26 protein-coding genes are annotated in these 26942 nt (G+C 66.6%); 17 read left to right on the top strand and 9 right to left on the bottom strand.

Annotated elements, in window-relative coordinates; genetic code table 11:
* Positions 1-13 precede the first annotated feature (13 nt).
* The gene (locus tag ACQHI0_RS28210; protein ID WP_427909326.1) at positions 14-1174 is read right to left on the bottom strand and encodes a serine hydrolase domain-containing protein; all 1161 of its coding nucleotides are present in this window, start codon (positions 1172-1174) and stop codon (positions 14-16) included.
* Between the two features lie 183 nt (positions 1175-1357).
* On the opposite strand from ACQHI0_RS28210, the gene lppU reads away from it, so the two are divergent.
* Positions 1358-1987 (top strand): LppU family putative lipoprotein, encoded by a 630-nt coding sequence (gene lppU, locus ACQHI0_RS28205; RefSeq protein ID WP_427904800.1) that lies wholly within the window; start codon positions 1358-1360, stop codon positions 1985-1987.
* Between the two features lie 30 nt (positions 1988-2017).
* A complete protein-coding gene (locus ACQHI0_RS28200; RefSeq protein WP_427904799.1) occupies positions 2018-3475 on the top strand; it encodes an MFS transporter in 1458 nt (485 codons plus the stop codon).
* Positions 3476-3528: 53 nt separating this feature from the next.
* Here ACQHI0_RS28200 and ACQHI0_RS28195 read toward each other — a convergent pair whose 3' ends face one another.
* On the bottom strand, positions 3529-4197 hold the full coding sequence (locus ACQHI0_RS28195) for a S1 family peptidase (protein WP_427904798.1): 669 nt from the start codon (positions 4195-4197) through the stop codon (positions 3529-3531).
* A gap of 490 nt (positions 4198-4687) precedes the next feature.
* Between ACQHI0_RS28195 and ACQHI0_RS28190 the strand changes: the two genes are divergently transcribed.
* The 9 genes from ACQHI0_RS28190 to ACQHI0_RS28150 all read left to right on the top strand — a co-directional run bounded on the left by ACQHI0_RS28190 (position 4688) and on the right by ACQHI0_RS28150 (position 14194).
* Complete coding sequence (locus tag ACQHI0_RS28190; RefSeq protein ID WP_427904797.1) at positions 4688-5542, top strand: MlaE family ABC transporter permease; 855 nt, start codon at positions 4688-4690, stop codon at positions 5540-5542.
* A gap of 3 nt (positions 5543-5545) precedes the next feature.
* A complete protein-coding gene (locus ACQHI0_RS28185; protein ID WP_427904796.1) occupies positions 5546-6409 on the top strand; it encodes an MlaE family ABC transporter permease in 864 nt (287 codons plus the stop codon).
* Between the two features lie 7 nt (positions 6410-6416).
* Positions 6417-7916 (top strand): MlaD family protein, encoded by a 1500-nt coding sequence (locus tag ACQHI0_RS28180; protein ID WP_427904795.1) that lies wholly within the window; start codon positions 6417-6419, stop codon positions 7914-7916.
* Positions 7913-8938: an MCE family protein gene (locus ACQHI0_RS28175; protein ID WP_427904794.1), complete on the top strand. Its 1026-nt coding sequence runs from the start codon at positions 7913-7915 to the stop codon at positions 8936-8938. Before ACQHI0_RS28180 ends, ACQHI0_RS28175 begins: the two co-directional genes overlap by 4 nt.
* A complete protein-coding gene (locus tag ACQHI0_RS28170; RefSeq protein WP_427904793.1) occupies positions 8935-9930 on the top strand; it encodes an MCE family protein in 996 nt (331 codons plus the stop codon). Before ACQHI0_RS28175 ends, ACQHI0_RS28170 begins: the two co-directional genes overlap by 4 nt.
* Positions 9927-11027, top strand: a complete 1101-nt coding sequence (locus tag ACQHI0_RS28165; protein ID WP_427904792.1) for an MCE family protein — start codon at positions 9927-9929, stop codon at positions 11025-11027. The genes ACQHI0_RS28170 and ACQHI0_RS28165 overlap by 4 nt, the downstream gene beginning before the upstream one ends.
* 8 nt (positions 11028-11035) lie before the next feature.
* The gene (locus tag ACQHI0_RS28160) at positions 11036-12124 is read left to right on the top strand and encodes an MCE family protein (protein WP_427904791.1); all 1089 of its coding nucleotides are present in this window, start codon (positions 11036-11038) and stop codon (positions 12122-12124) included.
* The gene (locus ACQHI0_RS28155) at positions 12121-13299 is read left to right on the top strand and encodes an MlaD family protein (protein WP_427904790.1); all 1179 of its coding nucleotides are present in this window, start codon (positions 12121-12123) and stop codon (positions 13297-13299) included. Before ACQHI0_RS28160 ends, ACQHI0_RS28155 begins: the two co-directional genes overlap by 4 nt.
* A gap of 127 nt (positions 13300-13426) precedes the next feature.
* The gene (locus ACQHI0_RS28150) at positions 13427-14194 is read left to right on the top strand and encodes a hypothetical protein (protein WP_427904789.1); all 768 of its coding nucleotides are present in this window, start codon (positions 13427-13429) and stop codon (positions 14192-14194) included.
* 86 nt (positions 14195-14280) lie between these two features.
* On the opposite strand, the gene ACQHI0_RS28145 is transcribed toward ACQHI0_RS28150, so the two are convergent.
* The 6 genes from ACQHI0_RS28145 to ACQHI0_RS28120 form a co-directional block, all read right to left on the bottom strand.
* Complete coding sequence (locus tag ACQHI0_RS28145) at positions 14281-14865, bottom strand: ribonuclease H family protein (protein WP_427904788.1); 585 nt, start codon at positions 14863-14865, stop codon at positions 14281-14283.
* A 10-nt stretch (positions 14866-14875) separates the two neighbouring features.
* Positions 14876-15355: an SRPBCC family protein gene (locus ACQHI0_RS28140; protein ID WP_427904787.1), complete on the bottom strand. Its 480-nt coding sequence runs from the start codon at positions 15353-15355 to the stop codon at positions 14876-14878.
* 70 nt (positions 15356-15425) lie between these two features.
* On the bottom strand, positions 15426-16643 hold the full coding sequence (gene lhgO / locus ACQHI0_RS28135) for an L-2-hydroxyglutarate oxidase (protein ID WP_427904786.1): 1218 nt from the start codon (positions 16641-16643) through the stop codon (positions 15426-15428).
* Positions 16640-17332 (bottom strand): hypothetical protein, encoded by a 693-nt coding sequence (locus ACQHI0_RS28130; protein ID WP_427904785.1) that lies wholly within the window; start codon positions 17330-17332, stop codon positions 16640-16642. Before ACQHI0_RS28130 ends, lhgO begins: the two co-directional genes overlap by 4 nt.
* Positions 17333-17666: 334 nt before the next feature.
* Entirely contained in the window at positions 17667-18458 is a 792-nt protein-coding gene (locus ACQHI0_RS28125) for a TIGR03084 family metal-binding protein (RefSeq protein WP_427904784.1), read from the bottom strand.
* Positions 18459-18556: 98 nt separating this feature from the next.
* Positions 18557-19912: a hypothetical protein gene (locus ACQHI0_RS28120; protein ID WP_427904783.1), complete on the bottom strand. Its 1356-nt coding sequence runs from the start codon at positions 19910-19912 to the stop codon at positions 18557-18559.
* Positions 19913-20191: 279 nt separating this feature from the next.
* On the opposite strand from ACQHI0_RS28120, the gene ACQHI0_RS28115 reads away from it, so the two are divergent.
* The 3 genes from ACQHI0_RS28115 to ACQHI0_RS28105 all read left to right on the top strand — a co-directional run bounded on the left by ACQHI0_RS28115 (position 20192) and on the right by ACQHI0_RS28105 (position 23798).
* The gene (locus ACQHI0_RS28115; protein ID WP_427909325.1) at positions 20192-20980 is read left to right on the top strand and encodes a 3-hydroxyacyl-CoA dehydrogenase family protein; all 789 of its coding nucleotides are present in this window, start codon (positions 20192-20194) and stop codon (positions 20978-20980) included.
* Positions 20981-20985: 5 nt separating this feature from the next.
* Entirely contained in the window at positions 20986-21870 is an 885-nt protein-coding gene (locus tag ACQHI0_RS28110; protein WP_427904782.1) for a hypothetical protein, read from the top strand.
* Positions 21871-22055: 185 nt separating this feature from the next.
* Positions 22056-23798 (top strand): protein kinase domain-containing protein, encoded by a 1743-nt coding sequence (locus ACQHI0_RS28105; protein ID WP_427904781.1) that lies wholly within the window; start codon positions 22056-22058, stop codon positions 23796-23798.
* A gap of 317 nt (positions 23799-24115) precedes the next feature.
* On the opposite strand, the gene ACQHI0_RS28100 is transcribed toward ACQHI0_RS28105, so the two are convergent.
* Positions 24116-24733 (bottom strand): TetR/AcrR family transcriptional regulator, encoded by a 618-nt coding sequence (locus ACQHI0_RS28100; protein ID WP_427904780.1) that lies wholly within the window; start codon positions 24731-24733, stop codon positions 24116-24118.
* A gap of 83 nt (positions 24734-24816) precedes the next feature.
* Here ACQHI0_RS28100 and ACQHI0_RS28095 point away from each other — a divergent pair, with 83 nt between their 5' ends.
* From ACQHI0_RS28095 to ACQHI0_RS28085, 3 genes are read left to right on the top strand one after another with little or no spacing between them, the layout of a single operon-like run.
* The gene (locus tag ACQHI0_RS28095; protein WP_427904779.1) at positions 24817-25596 is read left to right on the top strand and encodes a hypothetical protein; all 780 of its coding nucleotides are present in this window, start codon (positions 24817-24819) and stop codon (positions 25594-25596) included.
* 30 nt (positions 25597-25626) lie between these two features.
* Positions 25627-25797 carry a DUF2613 domain-containing protein gene (locus ACQHI0_RS28090; RefSeq protein WP_082844323.1) on the top strand — a complete coding sequence of 57 codons (171 nt, stop codon included), beginning with the start codon at positions 25627-25629 and terminating at the stop codon, positions 25795-25797.
* Positions 25794-26867 carry a DUF3068 domain-containing protein gene (locus ACQHI0_RS28085; protein WP_427904778.1) on the top strand — a complete coding sequence of 358 codons (1074 nt, stop codon included), beginning with the start codon at positions 25794-25796 and terminating at the stop codon, positions 26865-26867. The genes ACQHI0_RS28090 and ACQHI0_RS28085 overlap by 4 nt, the downstream gene beginning before the upstream one ends.
* Positions 26868-26942: the final 75 nt, after the last annotated feature.

The raw sequence follows: 26942 nt of genomic DNA, 5'->3' as shown, positions 1-26942 counted from the left end.
GGTGCGGGTTCGGTCACCCTCGCAGCGTGCGCGCCGTGCCCTGCGCCATCGCTGCCAGTTTGGCCAGGCGGGCGTCGCCGAGTGCGGTGACGGCACCACCCAGCCGATTGGTGACGAACGCGATCGACATTCCGAGATCGGGATCGGCGTAGGCGCCCGACCCACCAACCCCGTAGTGGCCGAACGCGTTTCGTGGTTGCTGCTTGGTCATCAGGACCGGGCGGTGGTAGCCGAGGGTGAACCGGAGCGGTAGGCCGAGGACGTAGTCGCGGCTGCTGGTCTGCTGGGTGCGGTTGATCGTCTCGATGGTTTCCGGACGCAGGAACCGCACGTCGCCGACCTGGCCACCGTTGGCGAGCGCGCCGTACATTCTGGCCAGCGCCCGCGCCGAGAACACGCCGTTCCAGCCGGGCATCACCGCATCGTGCACGCGCGGGTCGCGGACCAGCTCGTCGAAACTCTCCGGCATGCCCGCCTCGGCCAGCCCGCGCGCGGGCCGCACCCACGACAGCACCGACGACGCGGTGTTCCAGCGAATCCCCGGTGGCGCCAGATGCGGAAAGATCTTCGCGATCCGATGCCGTTCGCCCGGCGGTACCTGGAACCAGAACTCGTCGATTCCCAAGGGCCGCGCCACTTCTCGGCGCAGTACCTCGGTGAACGGGTCGCCGGTCACCCGCTGCACGATCTCGGCGACCAGCCAGCCGAAGGTGATCGCGTGATAGCCGGAACTTCGGATACGGCGCGGGTCGGCGGGGCTCTCGGCGAGCGCGCGCACAACCGCCCCGTAGTCGAGAATGCCCTCGCGACCTGGCACGAGCCCACGCACCCGGTGCAGACCCGCGCGGTGCGACAGCACGTCGCGCACGGTGATGTCGTCCTTGCCGTGCGACCCGAACTCGGGCCAGTAGGTGGCCACCGGCTCGTCGTAATCGATCAGCCCCCGCTCGGCCACCCGATGCAGCACGGTGGCGGCGACGCCCTTGCCGGTGGAGAAGGTGAGCGCGATGTTCTCGCCGGTCCAGCGCTGATCCTTGGCCGCCCAGCCCGCCCAGATATCGACCACCGGTGCGCCGTCCAGATAGATAGCCAGCGCACCGCCGCCGCGACTCGGCTGGGAGAACATCCCGAAGAAATGATCGGCGAGCCGGATGAAGCGCGGATCGACCACCATCTGCCGTGGCGCCGCGAAATCACCGACCGGTCCCGGTAATGGGGTACTGCTCACGCCTCACCTCCTGATCCGTGATCGGGGGCCCTGCGCCGCACGTGGCGACCGGAATACCGAGCGTATCGCAGGCGCGGACCCGCCGGGCTGGAGTCGACGCGGGTGCCTCGAGTGGTGTATTCACAATGTGTGTTTGCAGATTTGCCCATCGGCCGGCTCGTCGGCGCGATCGCCATCACCGTGACCGCGTTCGTCTCGACCGGTTGTGGAGGCACCATCGATGGCTACGCCCAGCCTGCGATCGACGTCGTCCCCGCGACGAGTGGCGCGACGCCGACCACCAAGCCGGGCAAGACCACCGGCAAACCCACCACCAGCAAGCCCGCGCCGACCTCGAGCAAGGGCGGCAAGACCGACTTCCAGGCCAATATCGGTGACTGCGTGTCGCTCGGCGGCACGGTCAACGACGCGACTATCGAGAAGGCCGCGTGCGGTAGCCGGTCGTCGAACTACAAGGTCATCGCCAAGGCCAAGACCAGCAGCGGCTGTGTCGGCGACCGCGACAACTTCTACGCCGAGACGCTCAACGGCGTCGAGACCGGCGCGCTGTGCCTCGACATCGACTGGGTCGTCGGCGGCTGCATCGACGTGGGCGGCGACGAGCCGAAGCGCATCGAGTGCACCGAGGGCGGGACCGAACCGGTCAAGGTGATCACGATCAACAAGAGTTCCGACAGCGTCGACGACTGCCCCGACGCCGCCGACTCCGGCTTCAAATACGCCGAGCGCAAGATGGTCGTCTGCGTGGAAAGCCTGTAACCAGGCAGGCACGGCGGCTAACTTGGAGTCGTGACCGAGACGGTTCGGCTGAAGTCGGCGACGGGTCGCTGGATCCTGCTCGCCACCATCCTCGGCTCGTCGATGGCGTCGCTGGACGCTACCGTCGTTTCCGTGGCGCTGCCACGCATCGGCGAGTCGCTGCACACCGATGTCGCGGGCCTGCAGTGGACCGTCAACGGCTACACGCTCACCCTCGCCTCGTTCATCCTGCTCGGCGGTTCGCTCGGCGACCGCCTCGGCCGTCGTCGCGTATTCGTCTGGGGCATCATCGGATTCGCGATCACCTCGCTGTTGTGCGCGCTCGCGGTGAACATCGAGATGCTGGTCGTCGCGCGGTTGCTGCAGGGTGTGGCGGGCGCGCTGCTCACGCCGGGGAGTCTGGCGCTGATCTCGGCCTCGCTGGATCGGCGCGATCAGGGCAGCGCGATCGGACTGTGGTCCGGGCTCGGTGGCGTGGCCGGTGCGTTCGGGCCGCTGCTGGGGGGTGGGCTGATCGATCTGGTCGGCTGGCGGGCGATCTTCCTGCTCAATGTGCCACTCGCGTTGCTGGTCGCCGTCGTCGCGATGAAACACGTGCCGGAGAGCCGTGATCCGCAAGCGCCGGCGCGGATCGACGTGCCCGGCGCGGTGATCGTCGCGTTCGCGCTCGGTGCGCTCACCCTGGGACTCATCGATGCGCGGGTCGTGCTGGTGGCCATCGGGTTCGGCGCGCTGGTGTGTTTCGCGCTGGTGGAACTGCGCAGCCCGAATCCGCTGGTACCGCCGTCGCTGTTCCGGTCGCGGGTGTTCACGGCCGCGAACCTGGTGACATTGCTCGTGTATGCCGCGCTCGGTGGCGTCTTCTTCCTGCTGGTCCTGCAATTGCAGCTGGTCGCCGGGTACTCGCCGATGGCTTCGGGCGCCGCGGGTCTGCCCGTCACCCTGCTGATGCTGGTGCTCTCGGCGCCCGCGGGGCGGTGGGCGCAGCGGCACGGGCCACGGATTCCGATGACGATCGGCCCGCTGCTGGCCGCGGGCGGGGTGTTCGCGCTGCAGCGGATCGGGGCGGACGCGGACTATCTCACCGATGTGTTGCCGGGCGTGTTCGTCTTCGGATTGGGGCTGTCGGTGATGGTCGCGCCGTTGACCGGCGCGGTGCTCGGCGCGGTCCGGGAGGGCGAGGCGGGCATCGCGTCGGGAGTGAACAACGCCGTAGCGCGCACAGCGCAGCTGTTGGCCGTGGCGGCGCTGCCGGGATTGGCCGGGCTGTCGGGCGCGTTCAGCGATCCGGTCGCCTTCGCGGCCGGTTTCGACACCGCGATGCGCTGGTGCGCGGTGCTCCTTCTGCTCGGTGCGGGCATCGCCGCGGTCCTGCTGCGCGTGCCCCGCCAGACTCCCGAGCCCGAGCGCGTCGACTGCCTGCCGCACTGCGCAGGCGCCGACGGACCGGCGCTCGCCCCGACGATCCCACAGGCCACAACCAAATAGCGGGCCGCGTGGACAACCACGCGACCCGCTCGACACCCCCGACGAGAAGGGACCTAGATCGGGTGGAAACCCGCACCGACGCCGCCGCGGGCGTTGACGTCGTCCATGATCGAGTTCATGTTCGTGCCGACCTCGGGCCCGATGCAGGCCATGGCCAGGTAGGCGTTCACCATGCCGACCAGCGTCGACCCGACGACGACCGGCGCGCCGGAATCGCCCTCGACCACGCACATCTGCGACCAGGTCTCGGTATTGGTCTGGAAAACGTCGCCCCAGGTGATGCCGCAGGTGTTGCCGGTGGTCCGGCCTTCCTTACAGACGATCGTCGGGAACTGCGCGGGCCCGCCGACACCGGTGATGCTCACATTGCCGATCCGGTTGACCGGGGTGATCCGGCCCGGCGTGAACTCGATGACCGCGTAGTCGAGTTCATTGTTGCTGTACGCGAATCGGCCGATCTCGCCGTAGCCCCGGTCCACCTCCGCGCTGACCGTCGCGCCCGCGTCACCGCAGTGACCCGCGGTGAGCCCGACCAGCCTGCCTGCCCCATCGTGCCCGACCGTGGTGACGGTGCACTCGAACGCGTTGTCGATCACGATGCCGGAGCCGCCGCCGATCACCGGGGGGCCTGCTTGCGCGGTGGCCGCGCCGGTGCCGAGCAGAGCCGCACCGAGCGCGACGGCGAAGGCGGCGTTGGCCACCTTGGCGAGTTTGCTGAACATGTCCCTCCAGATGTCGGAAGTTCGCACGATATCAATACGGTCTGTCTATCGTGCCTGTATTCGGTCCCGGGCGCGCCCCCGGACCGGTGCGGTTGCTGGCCGAATCCGGTCCGACGCGGCGGTCGAAGATGATAGCGATCCTCTATCGAAAATCGTGTCCCGGCGCGTCGTTAATGTTTCACACGTGATTTGTTCAGATAATTCGGCGAGGGATTCGTTATGAATGACAAAGTTCCGCGAAATTCCTCGAGCGCGACCGCCGGTACTGGGAAACCATGTGGGAAACAGCTACATGCGTAATCCACGGAACGCCGACAATTGTGCGTTGTAAGGTCCGGGATGACGTGTCTCATAGCCGTTTCGGACAGTGACCTCTATCTATGACAGCGCTCACATGTCGGTGATGTGTTCTGCGCTACTCCGTAGTAAGGTGCGTCAAGCAAACAAGTCGTCGGGGCGTTGAGGGTCCGACGTCGAGAGGGGTTATGCAGTGCAGTCGACCGAGAGTCCGCCCACACGTTCACGAGTCAGCGAGGCTGTCGACTGGACGAAGGGCCTTTGGGACGACCACCCGAAGAAGTCGCTGGAAACCTTCGGTCGACAGATCACGATGGGTATCGAAGCGATCACGGAGTTGTTCGTCGCGATCTTCCGTCGGCGCTTTCCTTTCGACGAGTTCGTTCGGCAGTCCGCGTTCATGGCGAGTGTCGCCGCGGCGCCGACGTTGTTGGTCGCCATTCCGATCGCGGTGATCGTCTCGATCCAGGTCGGCGCGGTCGCGGGCCAGGTCGGTGCGACCTCGTTCATCGGCGCGGCCAACGGCCTCGGCATCATTCAGCAGGGCGCCCCACTGGTCACCGCGCTGATGATCGCGGGCGCCGTCGGTTCGGCCATCTGCGCCGACCTCGGCTCGCGCACCATCCGTGAAGAGATCGACGCGATGAAGGTCATGGGTGTCGACCCGCTGCGCCGCCTGGTGGCTCCCCGCCTCGGCGCCGCGATGCTGGTCAGCTTCCTGCTCTGCGGGTTCGTCGTCTTCGTCGGCTTCCTGACCGGCTACATGTTCAACATCTTCGCCCAGGGCGGTACGCCCGGCTCCTACATGAGCACCTTCGCCTCGTTCGCGGTCACCCGCGACCTCGCGGTGGCGCTGTTGAAGTCGGTGCTGTTCGGTCTGATCGCCTCCATCATCGCCTGCGACTGCGGCCTGAACGCTCGCGGCGGTCCCGGTGGTGTCGCCAACGCGGTGAACTCCGCGGTGGTCAGCTCCACCGTCATGCTGCTCGGTGTCAACGTGGCGATCACCCAGATCTACTCCGCCGTATTCCCCCCACAGGTGGTCTGAGCCATGTCATCTACTTACGTACCTCCGCTACTGCGGCCGATCCGGTCGCTGCAGAAAGCGAGCAAGGCGCCCGGCGACCTGCTTGCCCGCCTCGGCCATCAGGTCTTCTTCTTCCTGCGTTCGGTCGGCTCCATTCCGCTGGCCTTCAAGCAGTACCCGAAGGAGATCTGGCGACTGCTCTCCGACGTCACCTGGGGTAACGGCAATATCGTCGTCGGTGGTGGCACCATCGGCGTCATCCTGATCATCAGCGCCTTCGGCGGGATGACCGTGGCCATTCAGGGCCATACCTCACTGAACCTGCTGGGTCTGAGCCCCATCACCGGCGCGATCTCGGCCTTCGCGACCACTCGCGAACTCGGCCCGCTGCTGGCGGCATTGGCCTTTGCGGCCCAGGCGGGCTGCCGGTTCACCGCACAGCTGGGCGCCATGCGCATCTCCGAGGAGATCGACGCGCTCGAGTCGGTGGCCATCCGCCCGCTGCCCTATCTGGTCAGCACCAGGATGATGGCCGCGGTGATGGCGATCGTGCCGCTGTACGCAGTCGGTCTGACCACGGCATACCTGGCCTGCTCGGTCACCGTGCAGTTGATCGGCGGTACCGCGGCGGGCACCTACTCGCATTACTTCTTCCAATTCCTGGTGCCGACGGACGTGCTCTACTCCCTGCTCAAGGTGATCATCTTCGTCATGATCACGACGTTCATCCAGTGCTACTACGGCTTCTTCGCCTCGGGTGGTCCCGAAGGCGTCGGCGTGGCGGCCGGTCGCGCGATCAAGATGTGCATCATCCTGGTCGTGTTCGCCGACCTCCTCATGACATTGGCGATCTGGGGCATCAACCCCGGCATCAGGATCTCGGGGTAAGCGCGCGATGATCATCGATCCCAGTGGGCGCGGTCCCACCATGAAGCAGTTGTACGTGGCCGGTACTGCCGGTTTGATCGTCTTCGGCGTAATCCTGGCTTTCCTCACGGCCCGCTACCAGGGCTACTTCGTCCCCAAGGTCAACGTGGTCGCGAACCTGTCGACCACCGGTGACGGCCTGCCCTCCGATGCCGATGTGAAGTTCCGCGGCGTGCTCGTCGGCGTGGTGAAGAACGTCGAGATCGGCAAGAGCGCCGAGCAGAAGGTGAACATCGAGCTCAAGCCCGAGTTCGCCGACGGCATTCCGAACACCGTCACCGCACGCGTCGTGCCGTCCAACCTCTTCGCGGTCACCTCCGTGGAGCTGGTCTACAACGGCGCGAACAGCCAGCACCTGAAAGAGGGATCGCAGATCCCCGAGGACCGCAGCCAGGGCACGATCGCGCTGCAGGACACGCTCACCACGGTGCGCGACATCCTCAACGAGGTCGATCCGGTGCAGCTCGGTCGCGTGCTCGGCACGCTCACCCAGGCACTCGACGGCAGCGGCCGGGTCCCAGGCTCGACCATCCAGCGCCTCGACCACTGGCTCACCACGGTCGCCGACGCGGGCCCGAACGTGGGCGGGATGCTGGACAACTTCTCCAACTCCGCGCACGCGCTCAACCAGTCGGCCCCGGAACTGCTCGATGTGCTCGGCTCCTCGGTGCAGACCGCGAACACCATCGCCACCAAGCGTGAACAGCTGATCGCGCTGCTGGCCGGTGCTAGCGCCACCACGGATCGGGTGAACGACCTGTTCGCCACGAATCCCGATGTGGGTAAGGAAGTTACGGTCGGCATGAACGCCACCCTCGGTGCGCTGGCCGCCGAGCCCGCCTCGATCACCGAGTTGTTCCGGGTCTTCGGTCCCTCGCTGGCTCAGCTCAACACCACCTTCCACGGTGGCCCGAGCGGCAAGCAGATGGTGTGGAACGCCGGCCTCACGCTGACGCCCTACCGGCCCAACACCGTCGCCGACTGCCCGCGCTACGGCGACCTGCTCGGCCCGAGCTGCTTCACCGCACCGGCCGAGGTTTCCCTGCCGCCGATTCCGGACAACCTGCGTCCGCGCAAGCTCGACTCCGCGGCCGGCCTGCCGCCGCTGGTATCGCTCCCGGGTATGCCCGACATTCCGGGCCTGACCAGTCCCGGTGTCGCGCCGATGCAGACCGCGGGCGGCACCGAGATCAAGCCGTTCCAGGGCACGCCACTCGAGGGCATCGTTCCGCCGATCCAGATTCCGGGCCTGCCCGGTGTGCTGGGTGGCGCGCCCGCTCCGGCGGCCGCACCGGCCGCGGCGCCCGCTCCGGCGACAACGCCCGCCGCGACGCCGATCTCCTACACCGGTGACGCGGCGATGACTCAGCTGCTCGGTCGCAAGCCGAACGCGTCCGAATATCTGCTGCTCGGTCCGATTTTGAAGGGCGGAACCCTGCAAGTGTCCGAAAACGGGGGTGGCGCATGAGTATCCGCAAGCCGCTGATCGGGTTCAGTATCTTCGCGATCGTCTCACTGCTCGTCACCGTGGTCGTGTGGAACACACTCGCCCGCACGGTCGACGGTGACACCCGCAAGTACACCGCGATCTTCACCGATGTCCTCGGGCTGCGGCCCGGCGACGATGTCCGGATGGCCGGCGTGCGCGTCGGCAAGGTCGAGAAAATCGAGCTCGACGGCAAGAACGACGCCAAGGTGTCGTTCATCGTGCAGAGCGACCAGACCCTGTTCAACGACACCAAGGCGCTGGTCAGGTACCAGAACCTGATCGGCCAGCGCTACGTCGCGCTGACTCCGGGCAGCACGCCGAGCCCGGAGGCGCTCAAGAGCGGTGCCACCATTCCGCTCGATCGCACCGAGCCCTCGTTCGATATCTCGGCCCTGCTCAACGGTTTCCAGCCGCTGTTCCAGGCGCTCGAGCCCGCCGAGGTCAACGCGATGTCGGAGACCTTGATCCAGGCGCTGCAGGGTGACGGAGTGTCGTTGTCGGCCTTCATCATTCAGGCCGCCCAGCTGGCCACCGATTTCCAGCGTCGCGACGCGATCTTGTCCGACGTGATCACCAACCTGTCCGGGGTGATGGCCGGGTTGGCAAAGCGAGGGGATGAATTGGAGACCCTGGTTACCCAGACCCGGGCGTTGATCGGCGGACTCTACGACCAGGGTCAGTCGCTGCAGGCTTCCACGGCCACGCTCGCCGATTCGACGACCGCGCTGGTCGGGATGATGACCAAGATCCAGCCCAAGCTGGCGATGGCCCAGAACTCCTCCACCGCGGCACTGAACCTGCTGCTGGCCAACGGCGCCAAGCTCGACCAGGTCGCGATCGACATGCCCTCGATGCTCGCCGACCTCGGCCGGATGACGTCGGAGGGTACCCACGCCAACGCCTACCTGTGTGGCCTGGACATCTCGCTGTACGGGGTTCTCTTCCCGCGCGGCCTGTTCAGCCAGATCGGTGGCAACGGCCATTCCGAGGTGTGCAGATGAGCAAGATCAAGTCAGCGTTCGTCGGTAACCGCAACTTCTGGCTGGGTGTGGTCGGTGGCCTGTGCATCGTGCTGCTGCTGGTCGGTTCGAGCATCTTCCAGTTCATCGGACTCGGAAAGCAGTCCATCGACGCGGAATTCGTGCAGGCCGCGGGCATCAAGACCGGCGACAAGGTCGCGGTCTCGGGTGTGCAGGTCGGCACGGTTTCCGGCGCCAAGATCGAGGGCGATCACGTGGTGGTCACCCTCGATGTGGACAGCTCGCTGAAGCTCGGTCCCGACGCGCACGCCGCGATCAAGATGGCGACCCTGCTCGGCGCGCGTTATGTCGACCTGCAGCCCGGCGACGGATCGGGGCTGAAGAACGACACGATCCCGCGCTCCAACACCGACGTTCCGTACAACATCGCCGATGTGGTGCAGGTCGGTACGCCGAAGTTCGAGGCGCTCGACACCAAGAAGCTCGCCGCCTCGCTCAACACCATCAACTCCCAGCTCGGTGATTCGCCGGAGCTGGTCGCCCAGGCGCTCGACAGCGTCGGCGCGGTCGCCAAGGTGGTCGACCAGCGCAAGGGTGAGGTGGACAGCCTGATCAAGGACCTCAACCGGGTCACCCAGCTGCTCGCCGACAACCGCAACTCGATCCTGCTCGTGATCACCCAGGGCGAGGCCATCGCCAACCGGGTGATGGAACGGCAGAACCTGCTGCGTCAGCTGCTCGACAATGTCGCCACGCTGACCCGCCAGCTGGAGGAGATCGGCGCCGAGAACGGTGACCAGTTCGGCGGCACGATCGCCCAGCTCAACACCATGGCCGAGGGCCTGCAGAAGAACAAGGACAATCTCGACAAGCTGCTGCAGATCGGTCAGCCGACGGCGCGCTACTTCAACAACGCGCTCGGCAACGGTAACTACGGTTCGGTCGCACTGCCGTGGGTGTTCCCCGACAACTGGCTGTGCTTCGTTCAGGTGATCCAGGGGTGCCAAGGATGAAACTGACCAACAAGCTCCGCATCGCGCGGACGATGATGATCACCGCCACCGCGCTGGCCCTCGGCAGCTGCTCGCTGCTGCCCAGCCAGTTCGACGACGCGCTCGGCCGCTCGACCAAGATCACCGCCGACTTCGAGAACATCGCGGGCATGTACGAGGGCAACGAGATCATGGTCCTCGGCCTGGCGGTGGGCAAGGTCGACAAGATCGTGCCGAAGGGCACCTACGTCGAGGTCCACATGACCATCGACGCGGGCGTGAAGATCCCGAAAGACGCGATCGCCGCGATCATCTCGCCCTCGATCGTCACCGACCGGCACATCGAGGTGAGCCCGCCCTTCACCGGCGGTGAGACGCTGAAGTCCGGCGATCACCTGCCCAAGGCGCGCACCAGGACGCCGGTCGAACTCGACACGATGATCAAGACCATCGACCAGTTCGCCGCCGCGCTGAAGCCCGAACCCGGTCAGGAGGGTCTCGGCCCGCTGTCGGGCCGGGTGCTCTACCCGGTGCTCAACGGCAACGGCCAGAAGATCAGGGAAACCCTCGACGCGCTCTCCGGCGCGCTGAAGGTCGGTGTCGACAACAAGGACGCCATCTCCAACATCATCATCAAGCTCAACGAGCTCACGACGATGCTGGCCGACAACGATCAGTCGGTGCGCGACTTCAGCGACCGGATGACCGCCATGTCGGGGCTGCTCGCCGAACAGGCGCCCGGCCTGCAGGCCACCCTCGACCAGCTCAACCAGTTCCTGAACAACACCTCGACGACCTTCGCCGGGCACCAGGACGAACTGGCCGCCTCGCTGGCGGGCCTGACCAACGTCACCAACCAGCTGCGCGCCAACTCGGGCGCGATGGTCGAGATCGTGGACGTGGTTCCGCTGCTCATGCAGAACATCGACGGAGCCATCAACAAGGAAAAGGGCTTCGTCCGCCTGCAGGCGCTGATCGGTACCACGCTCTCGGGCGAGATCGTCAGCGTGTTCTGCGAACGGATCCAGATGCGCTCCGAGGGTTGCCGCAGCGGAAACGCTCAGGATTTCGGCCCCGACTACGGGCTCACCGCCGCACTGCTCGGACTGACGAAATGACCCTACGTATGACAACGAAGGCCCGCCGCGCGATGTTGTCCGCGGCCGCACTGGCCACGGTCGCCATCACCACCGGCTGTGGTTTCACCGTGGAGGATCTGCCGCTGCCCAAGCCGGGCACCGGCGGTGAGACCTACACGCTCCACGCGAAGTTCGAGAACGCGCTGAACCTGCCCGACCAGGCCAAGGTGAAGGTCGGTGGTTCCGATGTCGGCGTCGTGTCGTCGATCAAGACCAAGAACTTCCAGGCCGAAGTCGACATGGAGATCAACACCGACTTCAAGCTGCCCAAGGGCAGTACCGCGGAGTTGCGCCAGGCCACTCCCCTCGGTGACGTCTTCATCTCGCTGAGCCAGCCGAAGAACGCGTCGGGCGCGGGCGACATGGTCGAGGGCGACACGTTCACCCTGGAAGCCACGTCGGCGGGCGCCACCGTGGAAGAGCTGCTGGTGTCGGTGTCGATGCTGTTCAACGGTGGTGGTGTCGCCAGCCTGAGCAGGCTCGGCACCGAACTCGGCTCGATCCTCAACGGGCACGGCGGTGAGCTGGGGCATCTGATCTACGAGATGACCGGCGTGATCGGCGAATTGAACGCCAACAGCACCAAGGTCGACTCGGTGCTCACGGAGTTCAACACCCTCGCCAACACCATCGAGGCCAACAAGGGTCAGCTCGGCCAGGTGGCCGACACGCTGCCCCAGGCCATCGGCGCGATCGCCGAGAACAACCGGGCGATCGGCGATCTGCTCGCCAAGCTGGCCACCGCCACCGGCGCGATCGGTGACTACTCCAACACCACCGGTGACCAGCTGTCCGAACTGCTCACCAATCTCGACAACCTGATGAACGCGCTGGCCGCGACCGGCGACGACTTCGGTTACGTGATGGATCAACTGCACGCGATCCGTCCCGGTGCCAACCAGACGATGAAGGGCAAGAGTCTGGCGCCGTACGCGACGCTGACCAACCTCGATGTCGGCCTGCTGACCGACCCGGCGAACAGCAAGCTCTGGGACATGAAAGACGTGAACGATTTCGTCGGCAGCTTCATCCAGGTGCTGCAGGTCGTTCAGGGCCGAGTGGGAGGCCACCGATGAGCAGACTGAAAAAGTTCGCGAGCAGCAAGATCCTGCTGGCGAACTGCGCACTGGTGGTCGTGCTCATCCTCGGTGGGACCTACCTGCTGATCAACGTGATGCGGGTGAATCCGCTGCGCTCCGAGTACGACGTCACCGTCAACCTGGACCGCTCCGGCGGTCTGCAGCCGGGCAACGACGTGACCATGCGCGGTTTCCGGATCGGCAAGGTCACCTCGATCGAACTGATCAACGACGGCGAGGCGATCGCCGCCAAGACCCGGATCGACAAGGACTTCAAGATCCCGGTCGACACCATGATCCAGGTCGCTGCCCTGTCGGCGGCGGGCGAGCAGTACATCGACTTCCGCCCGAAGAGCGATGTCGGCCCGTTCCTCAGCGACGGCGCGGTGATCAAGTTCAGCCCGGAGCAGATCCAGACACCGGTTCCGGTGTGGGCCGTGCTCGACGACACGAGCGCGCTGATCGCCCAGGTGAATCCGCAGCAGTTCGACGTGATCCTCGACGAGCTCGACATCGCGCTCGGCGCCGGTCCCGATCAGCTGCGCGGCCTCATCAACGGCGTCAGCCTGGTGGTCGCGGGTCTGGACAACCTGCTCCCGCAGACGGTGAATCTCATCGCCAACCTGCGGGTGATCGCCGAGACCACCTCGCACGCCCAGCCCGATCTGCAGACGCTCACCCAGAATTCGGGTGCGCTGCTCACGCAGTTCAACAATGCCAATGCCGAGCTGCAGGGCGTGCTCGACAACGCGCCGGGTCAGTTCGAGTCGCTCGGCGCGGTGCTGGACAAGACGGCCGATCCGATCAGCTCGCTGGCGGCCAACTTCGTGGCCATCACCAAGGCGGCGCAGCTGCGTACGCCGGCCATGCGGGTGCTGTTCCCGTCGCTGGCGCTGGGTCTCGGTGCGATCGGCGCTCCGGCGCACGAGGGTGAATTCCACACCATCATCGACATCTGGCCGCGTCCGACGTGTAACTACGACACCGAGTACCGGCGCAACGAAGAGGTCCAGGACGGCAGTATTCCGAAGTGGAACTACTGCACCAACCCGAGCGCCGACCTGCAGATCCGTGGTTCGGCCAACGCCCCGCGCCCGAACGTGCCCAACAACGGCGCCCAGATGCCACCCGGCGTCGACCCGAGGGAACGGACGCCCATTCCCGCGAAGTGAGTGCTGCCCGGCCAGGCTGTTCACAGCTTGACCGGGCATACTCGCGGGGAGACGTGTGGCCCGGCTCACGGGCCACACACCGGAAATCGGTGCGATATGTGCGCCGGGAAAGAGCAGGATTGATTCGATGACCAGCGACGATGCCCAGAGCAAGTCCGATGCTGCCGCGGCAGACAAGCCCGATCTGGCCAAGGCCGACGACACCGTGAAGGGTGCGGCGGCGACTCCCGAGGTCGATCAGCCGACTGTCAAGGCACAGACCGTGAGCGAGGCGCCGGCGCCGGCCGCCCCGAGCGCGGCATCGAGCTCGACGGGCTGGATCGCCGCGGGTGTGGCCGGTGTGGTCGCGGTCGGCGCGATCACCGCGGGTGTGGTGTTCTTCCTGCAGAACAGCGACAAGGCCGAGAAGCTCGACGCCATCGCCGAGTCGACCAAGGCAGCCTGTGATTACGGCGCCATCCTGGCCAACTACGACTACTCCAAGGATCTCGACGGTTACATCGCGTCGATGAAGGCGGGCGCCACCGGCGACTACCTCAAGGAGTTCAGCGATGCCAGCGAGGCGCTCAAGGGCGCCATGGTGCAGGCCCAGGTCAAGTCGACCGGCGAAGACGTACAGTGCGCGTACATGTCGGGCAGCACCGACGACGTCAAGGCCATGGTCACCATGACCCAGTACCGCACCAACTTCACCCAGACCGAGCCCGACCGGATGATGTTCGCGATCGAGATGAGCCTCGAGCGTTCCGGTGACAAGTGGCTGGTCAGCAAGCTGGACTCGCCGCTGCTCAAGAACGGTGGTGGCGGCGCTGCCGGTGGGACCGCGCCCGCGCCCGGTGAGGCGGTGCCCGCTCCGGCTCCGGCTCCGGCGCCTGCTCCGACACCGGGGAACTGATCCGGTAGGACAACAACCGAAACGCCGCGGGCAGATTCATCGCCCGCGGCGTTTCGTTGTGCGGTCCCACTCCGGTCGCACCGCGCCTAGAACAGGGTGAGAGTCCCTGCCACTGGCGCATCGGATGCGACCGACTTCCCTGTGGAGACCGTGTTCATGGGGGCGGGTGCCGCGGGTTCCCGGCGCTGGAGCCTCGCTGGTTCCGGCACGACGGGCGCGGGCTCGCGGCTGAGATCCGGGTTCTCACGGACCGCCCTGGCCGCCTCGCCTGCCAATTTGTCGGCCTGTTCGTTGAAATAGTTGCCCACATGGCCGCGTACCCAGCGGAAGCGCACCGGTCCTTCGCGACCGGTGATGGCGCGGTCGATCTGCTTGATGATCTCGACGTTCTTCACCGCGCCGCCGGTGGAGGTGCGCCAGCCGTTGCGGCGCCAGCTGGTGATCCATTCCGAGGCGCACTTGATGGCGTACTGGGAGTCGCTCTCGATGAGCATCGGTTCGGCGCCGGGGTGGGCGAGGATGGCCTCCAGCACGCCGCGGAGTTCGGCGATCTGGTTGGTGCCGCTGGCCGCGCCACCACTGTCGGCGGGACCGGCATGATTCACCCAGGCCCAGCCGATGGCACCGCCGGGATTGCGCAGGCAGGACCCGTCGGTGCTCACGATGATCATGACCGCCACCCTAGGCGATGCGGCCGACAAGATCGGTACCGTGGAATGCCTCTATCTCCCTTCGCAACCGCGATTCCGTTCGGCGCAGTGCCGATCTCGCGGCCGCGTCAGCGAGGCCGAGTCGGTGGCACAGGCGGGCGAACATGCCGCGTGGTGGTGGATAGTCGGCTTCGGAGGTCAGCACCGACCGTTCGTAGCCGAGTGGATCGAATCGCAGGGTAACGGTTCCGTATATCCGCCCACGCAGGGTATACCCGATCACCGCATTGCGCCGATATTCGGTGATTTCCACCGACGTGCGCAGCGGAATCACCCCGAACAACCGGACTTTCACCGCGAACGCGGCGCCCAGCCCCTGATCCGGTTCGCCGAGCGACGCGACATCGGTGACGCCGAACATCCACCGCGGTCCGTGCCGGAAATCCTCGGCATAGGCGAAAGCGGCGTCGACCGGTGCGCCGACGTCACACGCAAACCTGATGTGGCCCATCGGCCCTCCCTGCTCCGGATGGGTTTATCGCCCATGCGTACAGGACCTAAAAGTACTACAAATCTCCTGTTTATTTGGCGGAATAGAGTTGTTCGACGAGGTATTCCGCGATCGGCATCGCCGAGGTGGCGGCCGGAGAAGGCGCGTTGAGCACATGGATCGAGCGCGGCGTGCGTTCGATGAGAAAGTCGTGCACCAGCGTGCCGTCCCGGAGCACCGCCTGCGCTCTGATACCCGCGCGGTACGGGAGCAGATCGGCGGTGGTGAGTTCGGGGCAGTACTTGCGGCATTGCGCGAGGTAGCCGCGCTTGAACACCGAATTGCGGAGCTCGCGGACGCCGGTGGTGAGGTGCTCGCGGGCCACCCGGCGCACGCCGGCGAAGCTCAGCACGTCGATGGCGTCGCGCCGGTTCACGCTGCCCTTGCGGTAACCCTCTCTCGACAGCCCGAGCACCGCGTTCGGACCGACAGTGAGTTCGCCGTCGATGGTGGGGCTCAGGTGGACGCCGAGAAACGGCAGCGCGGGGTCGGGCACCGGATAGATCAGCGTGCGCACCAGATCCGACCGCTCGGCGGGGAGCCGGTAGTACTCGCCGCGGAACGGCACGATGCGAAAGTCGGTGTCGATCCCGGCCTTTCGAGCCATCCGGTCGGCCTGCAAACCCGCGCAGACAATCAGCGTGCTCGCGGTGACGGCACCGCGCGGACCCGAAACCGTGACAGCTGAGACATTTTCGGTGATCGCGTCGACCTGGGTGTCGAGCCGGATCTCCCCGCCCATCGCCCGGATCTGCGCGGCCAATACGGCAGTGATCTTCGGGTAGTCGATGATGCCGGTAGCGGGTACGAAAAGCGCTCCGACACCGGTGATCCGGGGTTCGCGCCGATGCAATTCGGCCGCATCGATCGCCTCGACCTCCACCCCGTTGGCGATCGAGCGCTCGTACAGCGCGAGCATCCGCGCGTGTTCGGCGGAATCGGTGGCGACCAGCAACTTTCCGCATTCACGGAACGGAATGTCATGGGCCGCGGCGAATTCCTTGGTCCACTGCGCGCCGGCCCGGCACAGTCGCGCCTTCAAACTGTCCGGAGGGTAGTAGATCCCGGAGTGGATGACGCCGCTGTTGTGCCCGGTCTGATGCGCGCCGAGCGTGGACTCCTTCTCGATGAGCACGAGGGTGGCATCGGGATACGCGGTCAGCAGCCGGTGCGCGGTGGCCACGCCGACGATGCCGCCGCCGACCACGCAGAAGTCGTACGCACCGCTCGAGGTGCCGCGAGAAGTCACACGCCGACGGTAGTCGGCACTTCCTCGGTCGGCGACCGCGGCGCCTCGGCTTGATCGGCGGCGGGCTCGGTCACCGTGGGCTCCGTGGCTGCCGGTGTTTCGACTCGCTCCACCCGTAGCGTGTGGCTACCGAGCGCGGGGTCCGACAGCACGAACACCAATTCCCCACGGCGCGAGTCGAACTCGGTGTGCAGTGCGGTGACTGCGGCCGGATCAGGCGCCAGGCCGAGGTATTTCGCCGCCACCGTCACCAGGTTGGTGTCCACGGTGAACGCGACGGTGTCACTACGGGCGGGCTGCACTTGCGCGCCGACATACGTGCCGCCGATCCCGACCCGTCCGGCCAGCGGCGAATTGCCAGGTCGCGCACCGACACCGGACTGCAGCGCGGTGATCGGCGTGCGCGTCGCGGCGACCTCCGACCGTTCGGTGGACAGCGTCGGCGCCCCGAAGGACATGGCCAGCTCGACGCTCCCGCGTGGTGCGGAGTCCTCGATCGAAAAGGGCCGGTGGTGGCCGGGATTCGGCGGCGCGGCCGGTCCCGCGTAGTCCTGCGCGGGCGGCGGCGCGAGTTCCGGCATGTGATTGACGATGTAGGCGCCCGCGGCCACGGTGAGGCAGAGGCTGGCAGCGCCGGAGCAGACGATCGCGGACAGGCGCACGATCTGGCCAGGTCGATGTGCGGTCACGATGCGGTTCCCTCCTGCGGGTGTGGGTATACCCAGACGAACGGGCCCGCATCGTTGAAAGCCACGTGCTGATACCCACGGTACCGAGTACCGCGCACGCGGGGCGCCTCACACCGCTGAGATCAGAGCCACATCCGAAACGATGCCGTATCACTCCTAGTCGGAGTGTGTTTTCGGGTGGGTAAGTGTTTCTCACACCGGGTAAGGGGTACCTGTAGGGGGCAGGCGAGCGTCATTCACGACTGCCACGGCAGGTCTACCCCCGGCCAATGATGTCCGGGGCAGTCGGCACGAATGGCGCTCAGGGAAGGGCGCTCGCCTGTTCGGGGCCTGGTCAGGTGAACTGGCCGGGTTCGCGGCCTTGTCCAGGGGGGCCCGCGAAGGCTTGGGCGATGCCTAGCCAGTGGTCGGCGTCGGGGCCCTCGGTGCGTAGGGCGGTGTCGGCGCGGTGTCGGCGCTGGGTGGTGATCAGGCAGAAGTCGACCGCGGGGCCGGTGACGCGCTGGGGGGCGTCTTCGGGGCCCCAGGTCCAGAGCGTGCCGTCGGGGGCGGTGAGTTCTACCCGGAATTCCTCTGCCGGGCCCGATTCGCCGTTCACCATGTAGGCGAAGTTCCTGGTGCGGACGCTGATGTGGGCCACGGTGCGCAGGCGGGTTGTGGGGACGCGGGTCACGCCGAGCGCGTCGGCGACGTCCTGGCCGTGCGCCCAGGTTTCCATGATCCTGGCCGAGATCATCGACGCGGCGCTCATCGGCGGGCCGAACCAGGGCAGTTTGGTGCCCGCGGGGACGGCGGCCAGCGCGGCGATCAGCCGTTCGCGACCTGCCCGCCAGCGAACCAGCAGGTCGGCGGGCGGGGTCTCGGCGATTTCCTCGGCACCTTCGTCGACGACGGTCAGCACCCGCGGCGCGGCTTCGGCGACGAACGCGGCGAAGGCATCGGCATCGGTCGCGGCGATCACCGAAACCTCGTCGGTCCAGGTCAGGTGGGCGATCTGGGTGGCGATGTCCCAGTGGGGGGCGGGTGTGGGCGTCTGCCACTGCTCGGGGGTCAGCGGTGCGACCAGGTTTTCGAGATCCGCGCATTCGGCGGCGAAATCGTCGAGCAGCGCTGCGAGGTCAGCCATGGAATCCCTTGCCGATCATGGCGCGACCCGGTACCGGTGCGCCGTCGTCACCAAGAGTCGCAGCGACCATCGAAAAATGCAAGCACGCGTGCTTGTTATTACCAGCCGAAGGTCAACAGGTGCAGCGCACCGACGCCGATGCCGAGCGCGCCGCCGTGCAGGTACAGCAACCACGCGTCCTGTTCGACCGACGCGTAGAACATCTCCATGAACTCGCCGGGCGTCAGTGTCCGTAGCTTGCGCGCGGCGAAGTCGTCGATCTTCTTCGCCTGTTCCAGCACGAACTGCTCGTCGGAGATCATCGTGCGCGCCGAGATCAGCCCGGCACCGGCGCCGGAGACCGCCAGATTCTCGAACTGGCGCTTGCCCAGCGCGGCCCGCACCATGAAGGCGGTAGCGCCGAGCTGCTTGTGGATCTCCTCCGACACCACCCGCTCGATGAGCTGGCGGGTCTTGTCCCCGTTCGGCCCTTCCAGCAGCTCGTTGGACAGGTTCTCCACGGTCAGCACCTGGTAGGCCAGGATGTGCGCGAGGTCGGTGGCGGCCTGCGGCTGACGTTTGGCCAGCAGCGCCTGGCGCCACAGGTACTTGTAGCGCGGCTGCGGGTCGCCGGGTTCGAACACCATCTTGATCGCGATCACGTTCACCGTCACCCCGATCATGGCCGAGGCGAACAGCACGATCACCCAGGCCGGAATCGCCCCCCAGTAGGGAATGCTCGAGTGAATATGCAGGTAGAGAGCGAGAACGAGCCCGAACGGCGCACCGAGCAGCCCGATCCGCGCCATGAACTTGAGCTCCGGCGCGGCGATGGTGGTGGTCAGGTCCTTGAGGATGGCCGGGTTCTGCTCGAGGTACCTGATCACGAAGTTCTTCACATCGAGCAGCTGGTCGATGGTGTCGCCCAGGCTCTCGAACGCGCGCCGGCACAAGGCGGGCAACTGCCGGTCCACCCGCTGGTAGATGGCCTGTTTCACCGGTCGCGGCAGCGAACGCCACAGGTCGGGGTTCTCCCGGTTCATGATCTCGTCGACGATCGGCGCCACTTCGTCGCGCGCCCGCTCGGCGAGATAATCGCCGATCCCGTCGAGGTCGAGTTCGTGGATGAAGTCGCGCGGACTGCCGATCCGCATCAGCGCCTTGTCCACGCAGATGCTGGCCATCTTCTCCGAGCGCGCCGGGATGAACCCCTGAAAGCCCAGCTTGCGCCCATCCCCGGAAAACGTCGGCAGCACCTGCACCCGCCGTGGCAGATACGGGTACAGCACATGCAGCATCGGTACCCGGAAGCCCTTGAAATACAGCGGCCAGAACAGCATCAGCACGCCGGTCCAGTTGGTGAGCCATCCCGCGAGCGCACTGAAAATCGGAAAACTGATCAGCTCGACCACAAACTTCGACTGCCCCGTCAGATCTTCCCAGTCGATGAAGAGTCCGGAGGCCAGTGTGGTCATCGAGGAGCCCCCTAGTGCTGACGCGCGAAAAAATGTGCTGACGTGAGGATAAGGCAACCACATAAGCACCGGTCGTGACGGGGTGTCCACCGATTCGGGTGCGTCCGGCGACCGGGTTGCCGGCCCTCGGCGCTAGGCTGGCATGGCTGTCGATTTGGTCACCGAGTTCTTCCCGCCGCCTGTGCAAAGGGAGTCGCCGTGAGCAGTGTTCCGCAGAATCATTTCGAGCGTCCGGTCGCCGTGATCGGGGGTGGGACGCTGGGCAGACGGATTGCCCTGATGTTCGCCACCAGGGGCGGTGAAGTGCGCATCATCGATCCCGACGGTGAGGTCGGCAACGCGGCCGTGACGTTCGTGGAGAAACAGTTGCCCGAGGTGGCTGCCACGGTGCCGAACGGCAAGGTGGGGACCGCGGAATATGTGCCCGATCAGGCGATCGGTGTGAAGGGCGCGTGGCTGGTGGTCGAAGCGGTGCCGGAGATTCTGGACCTGAAGAAGAAGGTCTTCGCACAGCTCGACGCCGATGCCGAAGCCGACGCGATCGTCGCCTCGAACTCGTCGTCGTATGCGAGCCGGTTGTTCACCGAGGGCTTGCGGACCAACGACCGGATGCTCAACACCCACTTCTACATGCCACCGCAGTCGACGGTGCTCGACGTGATGTCGGACGGGAACACCTCCCAGGACGTCCTCGACTTCGTCCTGAAGACCTTCCCGGAGTACGGCGTACACCCGTTTCTCGTGCGCAAGGAGTCGACGGGCTTCATCTTCAACCGCATCTGGGCCGCCATCAAACGCGAGTCGCTCGAGGTCGTCTACGAGGGTGTGTCGGTTCCGGAGGACATCGACGCGATGTTCATGCAGAATTTCGGCACCAAGGCCGGCCCGTTCCGGATGATGGACCAGGTGGGTCTGGATGTGGTGCTCGATATCGAGCAGCATTACGAGCAGGAGAACCCGAATCTGCCGAAGGGCCCGGTCGAACTGCTGAAGAAGTATGTCGACGCGGGCAAGCTCGGGGCGAAGACCGGCGAGGGTTTCTACAACGACTACCCGAAGCCGAAGTAGGGCACATGACCGAAATAGTGGCGTTGGACATCAAAGCCGGTGTGATGCACGCTGTTTCGCTCGACGGCAAGCAGGTGCGCACGGTGGTCGACGGCCTCGGCCGAGTTCCCGACGGTGTCGTCGTCGACAAGCTGCGCGGCCATATCTACTGGACCAACATGGGCACACCCGACGCACGCCCCGTGCCGGGCGTCGAGCCGGAGTTCTTCTCCCGCAACGGTTCCATCGAACGCGTCGACCTCGACGGCGGCAACCGCACCACGATCGTCGCGATCGGCGCCTTCACCACCGGCAAACAGCTCGCCGCCGATTTCGAAGGGGGCAGGCTGTATTGGTGTGATCGCGAGGGCATGCAGGTCCTCACCTGCGATCTCAACGGTGACGACCTCCATGCCCTCGTGGTAACCGGCGACGACAGTGCCATCGAGCGCGACTGGTGCGTCGGCGTCTGCCTCGACCTCGACCGCCGCCTGCTGTACTGGACCCAGAAGGGCGCGGCCAAGGCCGGTGACGGCCGGATCTTCCGCGCCCCGTTGGATCTGCCTCCCGGTGCCGACCCCGCTGCCCGCACCGACATCGAACTGCTCTGGGAAAACCTGCCCGAGCCGATCGACATCGAACTCCACGTCGGTGATCTCATCTGGACCGACCGCGGCGCCGCCCCCCACGGCAACGCCCTGTACACAGCCGAGGTCCAACCGGAGGTGGGCACCCCGGCGATCCTGTCCACCGGGTACCACGAGGCGATCGGGGTGACCGGTTTCGATTCCCGCTTCTATGTGAGCGATCTGGGTGGCACGATCCGCCAGGTCGATGTCGGGACCGGCATCGATACCGACCTCGTCCGGATCGGTAGCCCGCTCACCGGCATCGCGCTGGCCGACCTGTAACGAGGGCACCCGTAGCAGGGCCGCGGGTGGTGCCTTGATCACGTCGTCCGAGAACGCGCGCCGTCAGGCGGGGAAAGCTACAGTGGCCGGGTCGTGTGATGTTGTTCTCGAGGTGGAGTCAAGCGCCGAGAACCGCGGCGCCAGCCGCACAACACGCAGCTCGTGTTCGGAGGAACCACCCCGCTATGCAACCGCTAGGCCCGAACGATCCTCGGCGGATCGGCGATTACCGCCTGCTGGGTGTGCTCGGTGCGGGTGGCATGGGCAAGGTGTATCTGGGGCGGAATCCGGGTGGCCGCACCGTCGCGGTGAAGGTGATCCGTCCTGATCTGATCGATCGTGAATTCCGCGCGAGGTTCCGTCGCGAAGTCGCGGCCGCGCAGAGCGTCGGCGGTGCTTTCACCGCACCGGTGCTCGACGCCGATGTCGATGCCGAGGCGCCGTGGCTGGCCACCGGGTACGTCGCCGGGATCTCGTTGACCGACGCGGTGACCGAATTCGGGCCGTTCGCCGAGCCCTCGCTGGTGGCGTTGGCGCGCGGGCTCGCCGAAGCGCTCGTCGCAGTGCACGCGCCGGGCATCGTGCACCGTGATCTGAAGCCGTCGAATGTGATGCTCGCGATCGACGGGCCCAAGGTGATCGATTTCGGGATCGCCAGGGTGATCGCGGATTCCGCCCTCACCACGACCGGGAAGTTCCTCGGCTCACCGGGTTTCATGTGCCCCGAGCAGGTGAGCGGCGAAACCCTCAGTCCCGCATGTGATGTCTTCGCCCTCGGCGGCGTCCTTGTCTTCGCTGCCTCGGGCCATGGCCCCTTCGGTACCGCCGAGGTCATGCAGATGCTCTGGCGCATCGTCTACGAGGAACCGCGCCTCGACGGACTCCCCGCGTCGCTGCGGCCGTTGGTCGAGTCCTGTCTCGCCAAGGATCCCGCCGCCAGACCGACACCACAACAAGTCCTTTCGGAACTGGCCGGCATCGGCGCCCCCGAACGCGCCGGTTGGCTACCGCCACAAGTAATAGGACACATCAGCGCTGCCGCCGTCCGTCTGCTCGACTTGGATTCAGGCCCCGCCGACCCACCGCATCCGGGCACCACCGCGACCGCCGCACCGGGCTGGTCGACCGCGACCTCAGCTCCGAACCTGCCCACCGCGAGCCCGCCGCAGAGCTTTCCGACCGGCTCGTCCATGCCGAACGTCACCTCGCCGACTCCTTATAGACAACACAGCGGATTCACGACCGATCCATCCCGGACATCCGAGCGAGCTGCCACCTACGCCGGATCGAATTCCAGTGCGCGGAGCAGCGAATTCACCCCGCCGCCCCTTGTAGCACCGCACAACCACGCCGCCACGCCCACGCCGCCACGCACCACCGCACCGCGGCGCACCCGCACCCTGCTGATCGCCGCGGGGGTCACAGTCGCGCTGGCTGTCGGGGGCGGCGCCTATCTGATCGGCACCCAGCTGAACGCCGAGTCCACCGGCGGAATGCGCATCTCCATCGGACCGACCACCGACGCCGCTGATCCGACCGTCACGGATCCCACCGAGCCCACATCGACCGACACCGCATCGGGCGCGAACACCGTCCCGGCCGCCTTCGTCGGCAGCTGGACGGGCCGCGCCGCCGACGGTCTCGTCCAATTCGACATCGAACTCACCATCGCCGAAGGCGCGGTAGGCCAGGAACTCGCCGTGGCCGCCAACACCGGCACCCTCGCCCGCGAGCGGTGCGAACGCGCGGAGACCCTCACCGCCGCCACTGCCGACCGGCTGACCTTCCGCGCCAGACTCACCAGCGGCCCCGGCTGCGCCGATCAGGGCAAGCCGTCGACGGCCACCCTGCGACCCGACGGCACCCTCGCCTACGAAACCCCCAGCTTCTTCGGCGGCACCATCGCCGGCACCCTGCGCAAAGGCTGACGATGCACTCCCACCGAACTGGAACAGGTTGCCGCCGGATAGCCCGCGGGTGCCTCGGCGCGAGCGCACCCGGTCGTTTGTCCAGTAGCAAACCTCTACGTGAAACGCGATGTCACGCCGCAGACGGGAACCGCCGCGAGTTCATACCCGCAGGTAGCGTCGGTCTCGCAAACTCTGCCGTTGCGATCTGGGTCACTAATATGTCAAACTCTCGCCCACACTGTGAAGCCAGTCGGTCTCACAATGTCTGGAAAGGGAGTCGATTGAGCAGGCGGCAGGTGAGCGAAGTTGCCACCGTCCCGACGGCTGCCCGGATGTCAGTCGAACGTGACCAGCGCCAGCGCCGCGCCGGTGAGCAGATCGACCAGCTCGTCGACGGGTGGGCGCGTCTCGCGCAGCAACCACTCGTGCGCCACACCCGTGACCGCCCCGGTGATCAACGCGGTGGTCAGCTCGGCGTCGCCACGCAACCGCACGCCCACCTGGCTCAGCGCGCCCTCGATCAGCGCCGACCAGGCATGTCTGCGGGTCCGGCGATGGTTCTCCATCCGATCGCTCACCCCGACCACCTCGATCAGCGCCACCTGCGCGCGATACGGGTCAGAGCCGAGCGACTCCAGGTACGCGCCGAAACCGGCCCGCAGCGCGAGCTGTGGATCGGTCGAGCCGAGCGCTACCAGCGCGGTGCCCACCGCGGCCGCCGCGTCGTCCTGGATTCGGTCGTAGGCCGCGAGCAGCACGTCTTCGCGGGTCTCGAACTCCTCGTAGAACTGCCGCTTGGACAGGCCCGCCGCCGCGCACACCTCGGCGAGCGAGCACGTGGCGTATCCACGTTCGGCGAAGATTCGCGTCGCTGCTTCCAGGAATCGCAGTCGCCGTTCGGCTTTACGCGCGACGACCGTACGACCCCCATACCGCCTGTCCGCTGTAGTCACCTCTCCAAAGTATCTGAAACCCGGGATAACACTGACCTTTCCGGGTCGCTTCATCTATCCACCGAACAAAGGACGGCCGACCAGTGCTGAGCACCCGAGCATCGCGGACCGCATTGTCCGCCCTCGTACTAGCGGCGGGTGCGGCACTCGTGGCACCCACGCCAACGATGGCTGCCCCGCAGTCCGCCGCGACACAGCCGAGTGTCCCTGCCATCGCCGAGAACGTTCCCTCGGGGACGCTCGCTGCGCTGGCACCGACGATCGTAGGCGCCATCTCCGCCCCCGGCCCCATCGCCGACGGTGGACAGGCCGCGATCCTGGCTCAGGCGCGCGTGCTGCTGGCCACGCCCGGCATCCCCGCGCAGGTCAAGGCCACCCTCGAAAGGGTCATCACCTTCCTCGACGGCAGTGGCGGCGGCGGTCCCGACCTGCCGCCTTCGGACGGTCCGCGCATCGCGCAGTTCCTCTACCCGACCATCGGCAAGGGCTGCATCGGCCCGACCTCGGATTCCGTCGGCACCGCGCTGGCCGTCCCCGGCCCGGCGCAGCTGCCGCCGCCCGGACCGGCCGCGGGCCAGACCGGCTTCGTTTTCACCGCGCTCGGCACGAAAAGCGCTACCGCCGTACAGAATCCACCGATGACGGTGCAGTGGGTCAACCTCGACAACCGTCGCACCGGCACCCAGCCGCTCACCACCGCGGCGGGTATCAACCCCGATGGTCCGGCCACCCTGTCCGCCATCGCCGACACCGGCCCCGGCCGGGTCGCCGCCGTGATCACCGGCTCGCTCACCACGGCCACCGCCGATGGTGACCGCACCTGCTCGTTCGCCCCGACCCTCGGGTTCTTCTCCGTCGGCTGAGTCTCGCACCACGCAATTGGAGTTCGATCTATGAAGTTTGTCGTCCCCGGCCTGGTCAGCGGCCTGGCCGGCGCGGTCATCGGGGTGATTGCCGTTCTCGGCATCACCGCGGGCGCGCAACAGAATTCGATCCCGGCGCCCGAGGAGTCCGGTGACCCGGGCTCGTCGCTGCTGGGCAACGTGCAGTACGGCTCGCGATGAGCAACGTGCGCAGGCTCATCGCCTGCATCCTCGTCGGCCTCGGCGCGCTGCTGCTCGCCGCCTCGATCATGATCCCCACCTACACGGTCGGCAAGGTCGCCAAGACCCCGCTCGACCTGCGCATCACCACGATCGCCAAGAGCGTGCCCGGCGAGGAAAGCCTGGTGCTGGACGCGAAGTCGCTCACCGCGACCGAGGGCGCTGCCAAGGTGAACACCAACGTGCCGCTCGTTTCCCAGCGCTTCCTGACGGTCGAGGAGCCCTCGGGCGCCGACGAGATGACCGTCCAGGCCGGCCAGACCCTGCGTCGTGACGACCAGGACCCCAAGGACGGCCTGCTCACCGCCTCGGTCGACCGCGTCACCCTCGACCGCGTCACCGGCGCGCCGATCGACGCCTCGCCCAACGGTTCGATCGCCGTGGCTCAGGACCCCAAGTCGGGTGCCGCGATCCCCACCGAGCAGCAGCGTCGCGGTCTGCAGTACCGCTTCCCGATCGGCACCGAGAAGAAGTCGTACCCGTACTTCGACCTCAACGCCCGCGCCACCTACGACATCGATTTCATCGAGGAGTCGGAGATCAACGGCGTGCCGGTCTACCACTTCCGGCAGACCATCCCGGTGACGAACATGTGGGACGTCGTCCAGCACCCGTCCCACAAGCTCGCGCTGCCCGCCGCCAAGTGGGGCCTCGAGGGCACCGAGCCGGTCACCATGACCCGCTTCTACACCAACACCCGCGACGTGTGGGTGGAGCCGAGGACCGGCGCGGTCCTCAAGGGTGGCGAGAGCCTGCACATGTACTACGGCCGTAGCGCCGAGCAGGTGGACGTCAACATCCTGAAGTCGCACCTCGTCTTCGACGAAGAGACGATCGACGCCCAGATGGCCGTCACCCAGGAGAGCTTGGACAAGCTCGACCTGTTCGGCAAGACCCTGCCGATCATCCTCGGCATCCTCGCCGCCCTGTTCCTCATCGGCGGCGCGGTCCTCGGATTCCTGAGCGCCGGCTCCACCTCGGGCCGCCCGTTCGATCCCCCGACCGAGCGGATTCGTTCCTCGAACCTGTAAGGCCACCACCTCGGCCTCCCGGTCCTCAACCCGGGACGCCCTTCCACCACCTCGGCCTCCCCGGCCCTCAACCCG

The organism is Nocardia sp. FBN12 (assembly GCF_050320175.1).
In the GTDB taxonomy this organism is placed as follows: Bacteria; Actinomycetota; Actinomycetes; order Mycobacteriales; family Mycobacteriaceae; genus Nocardia.
This window is presented reverse-complemented; position numbering and strand designations above follow the sequence as displayed.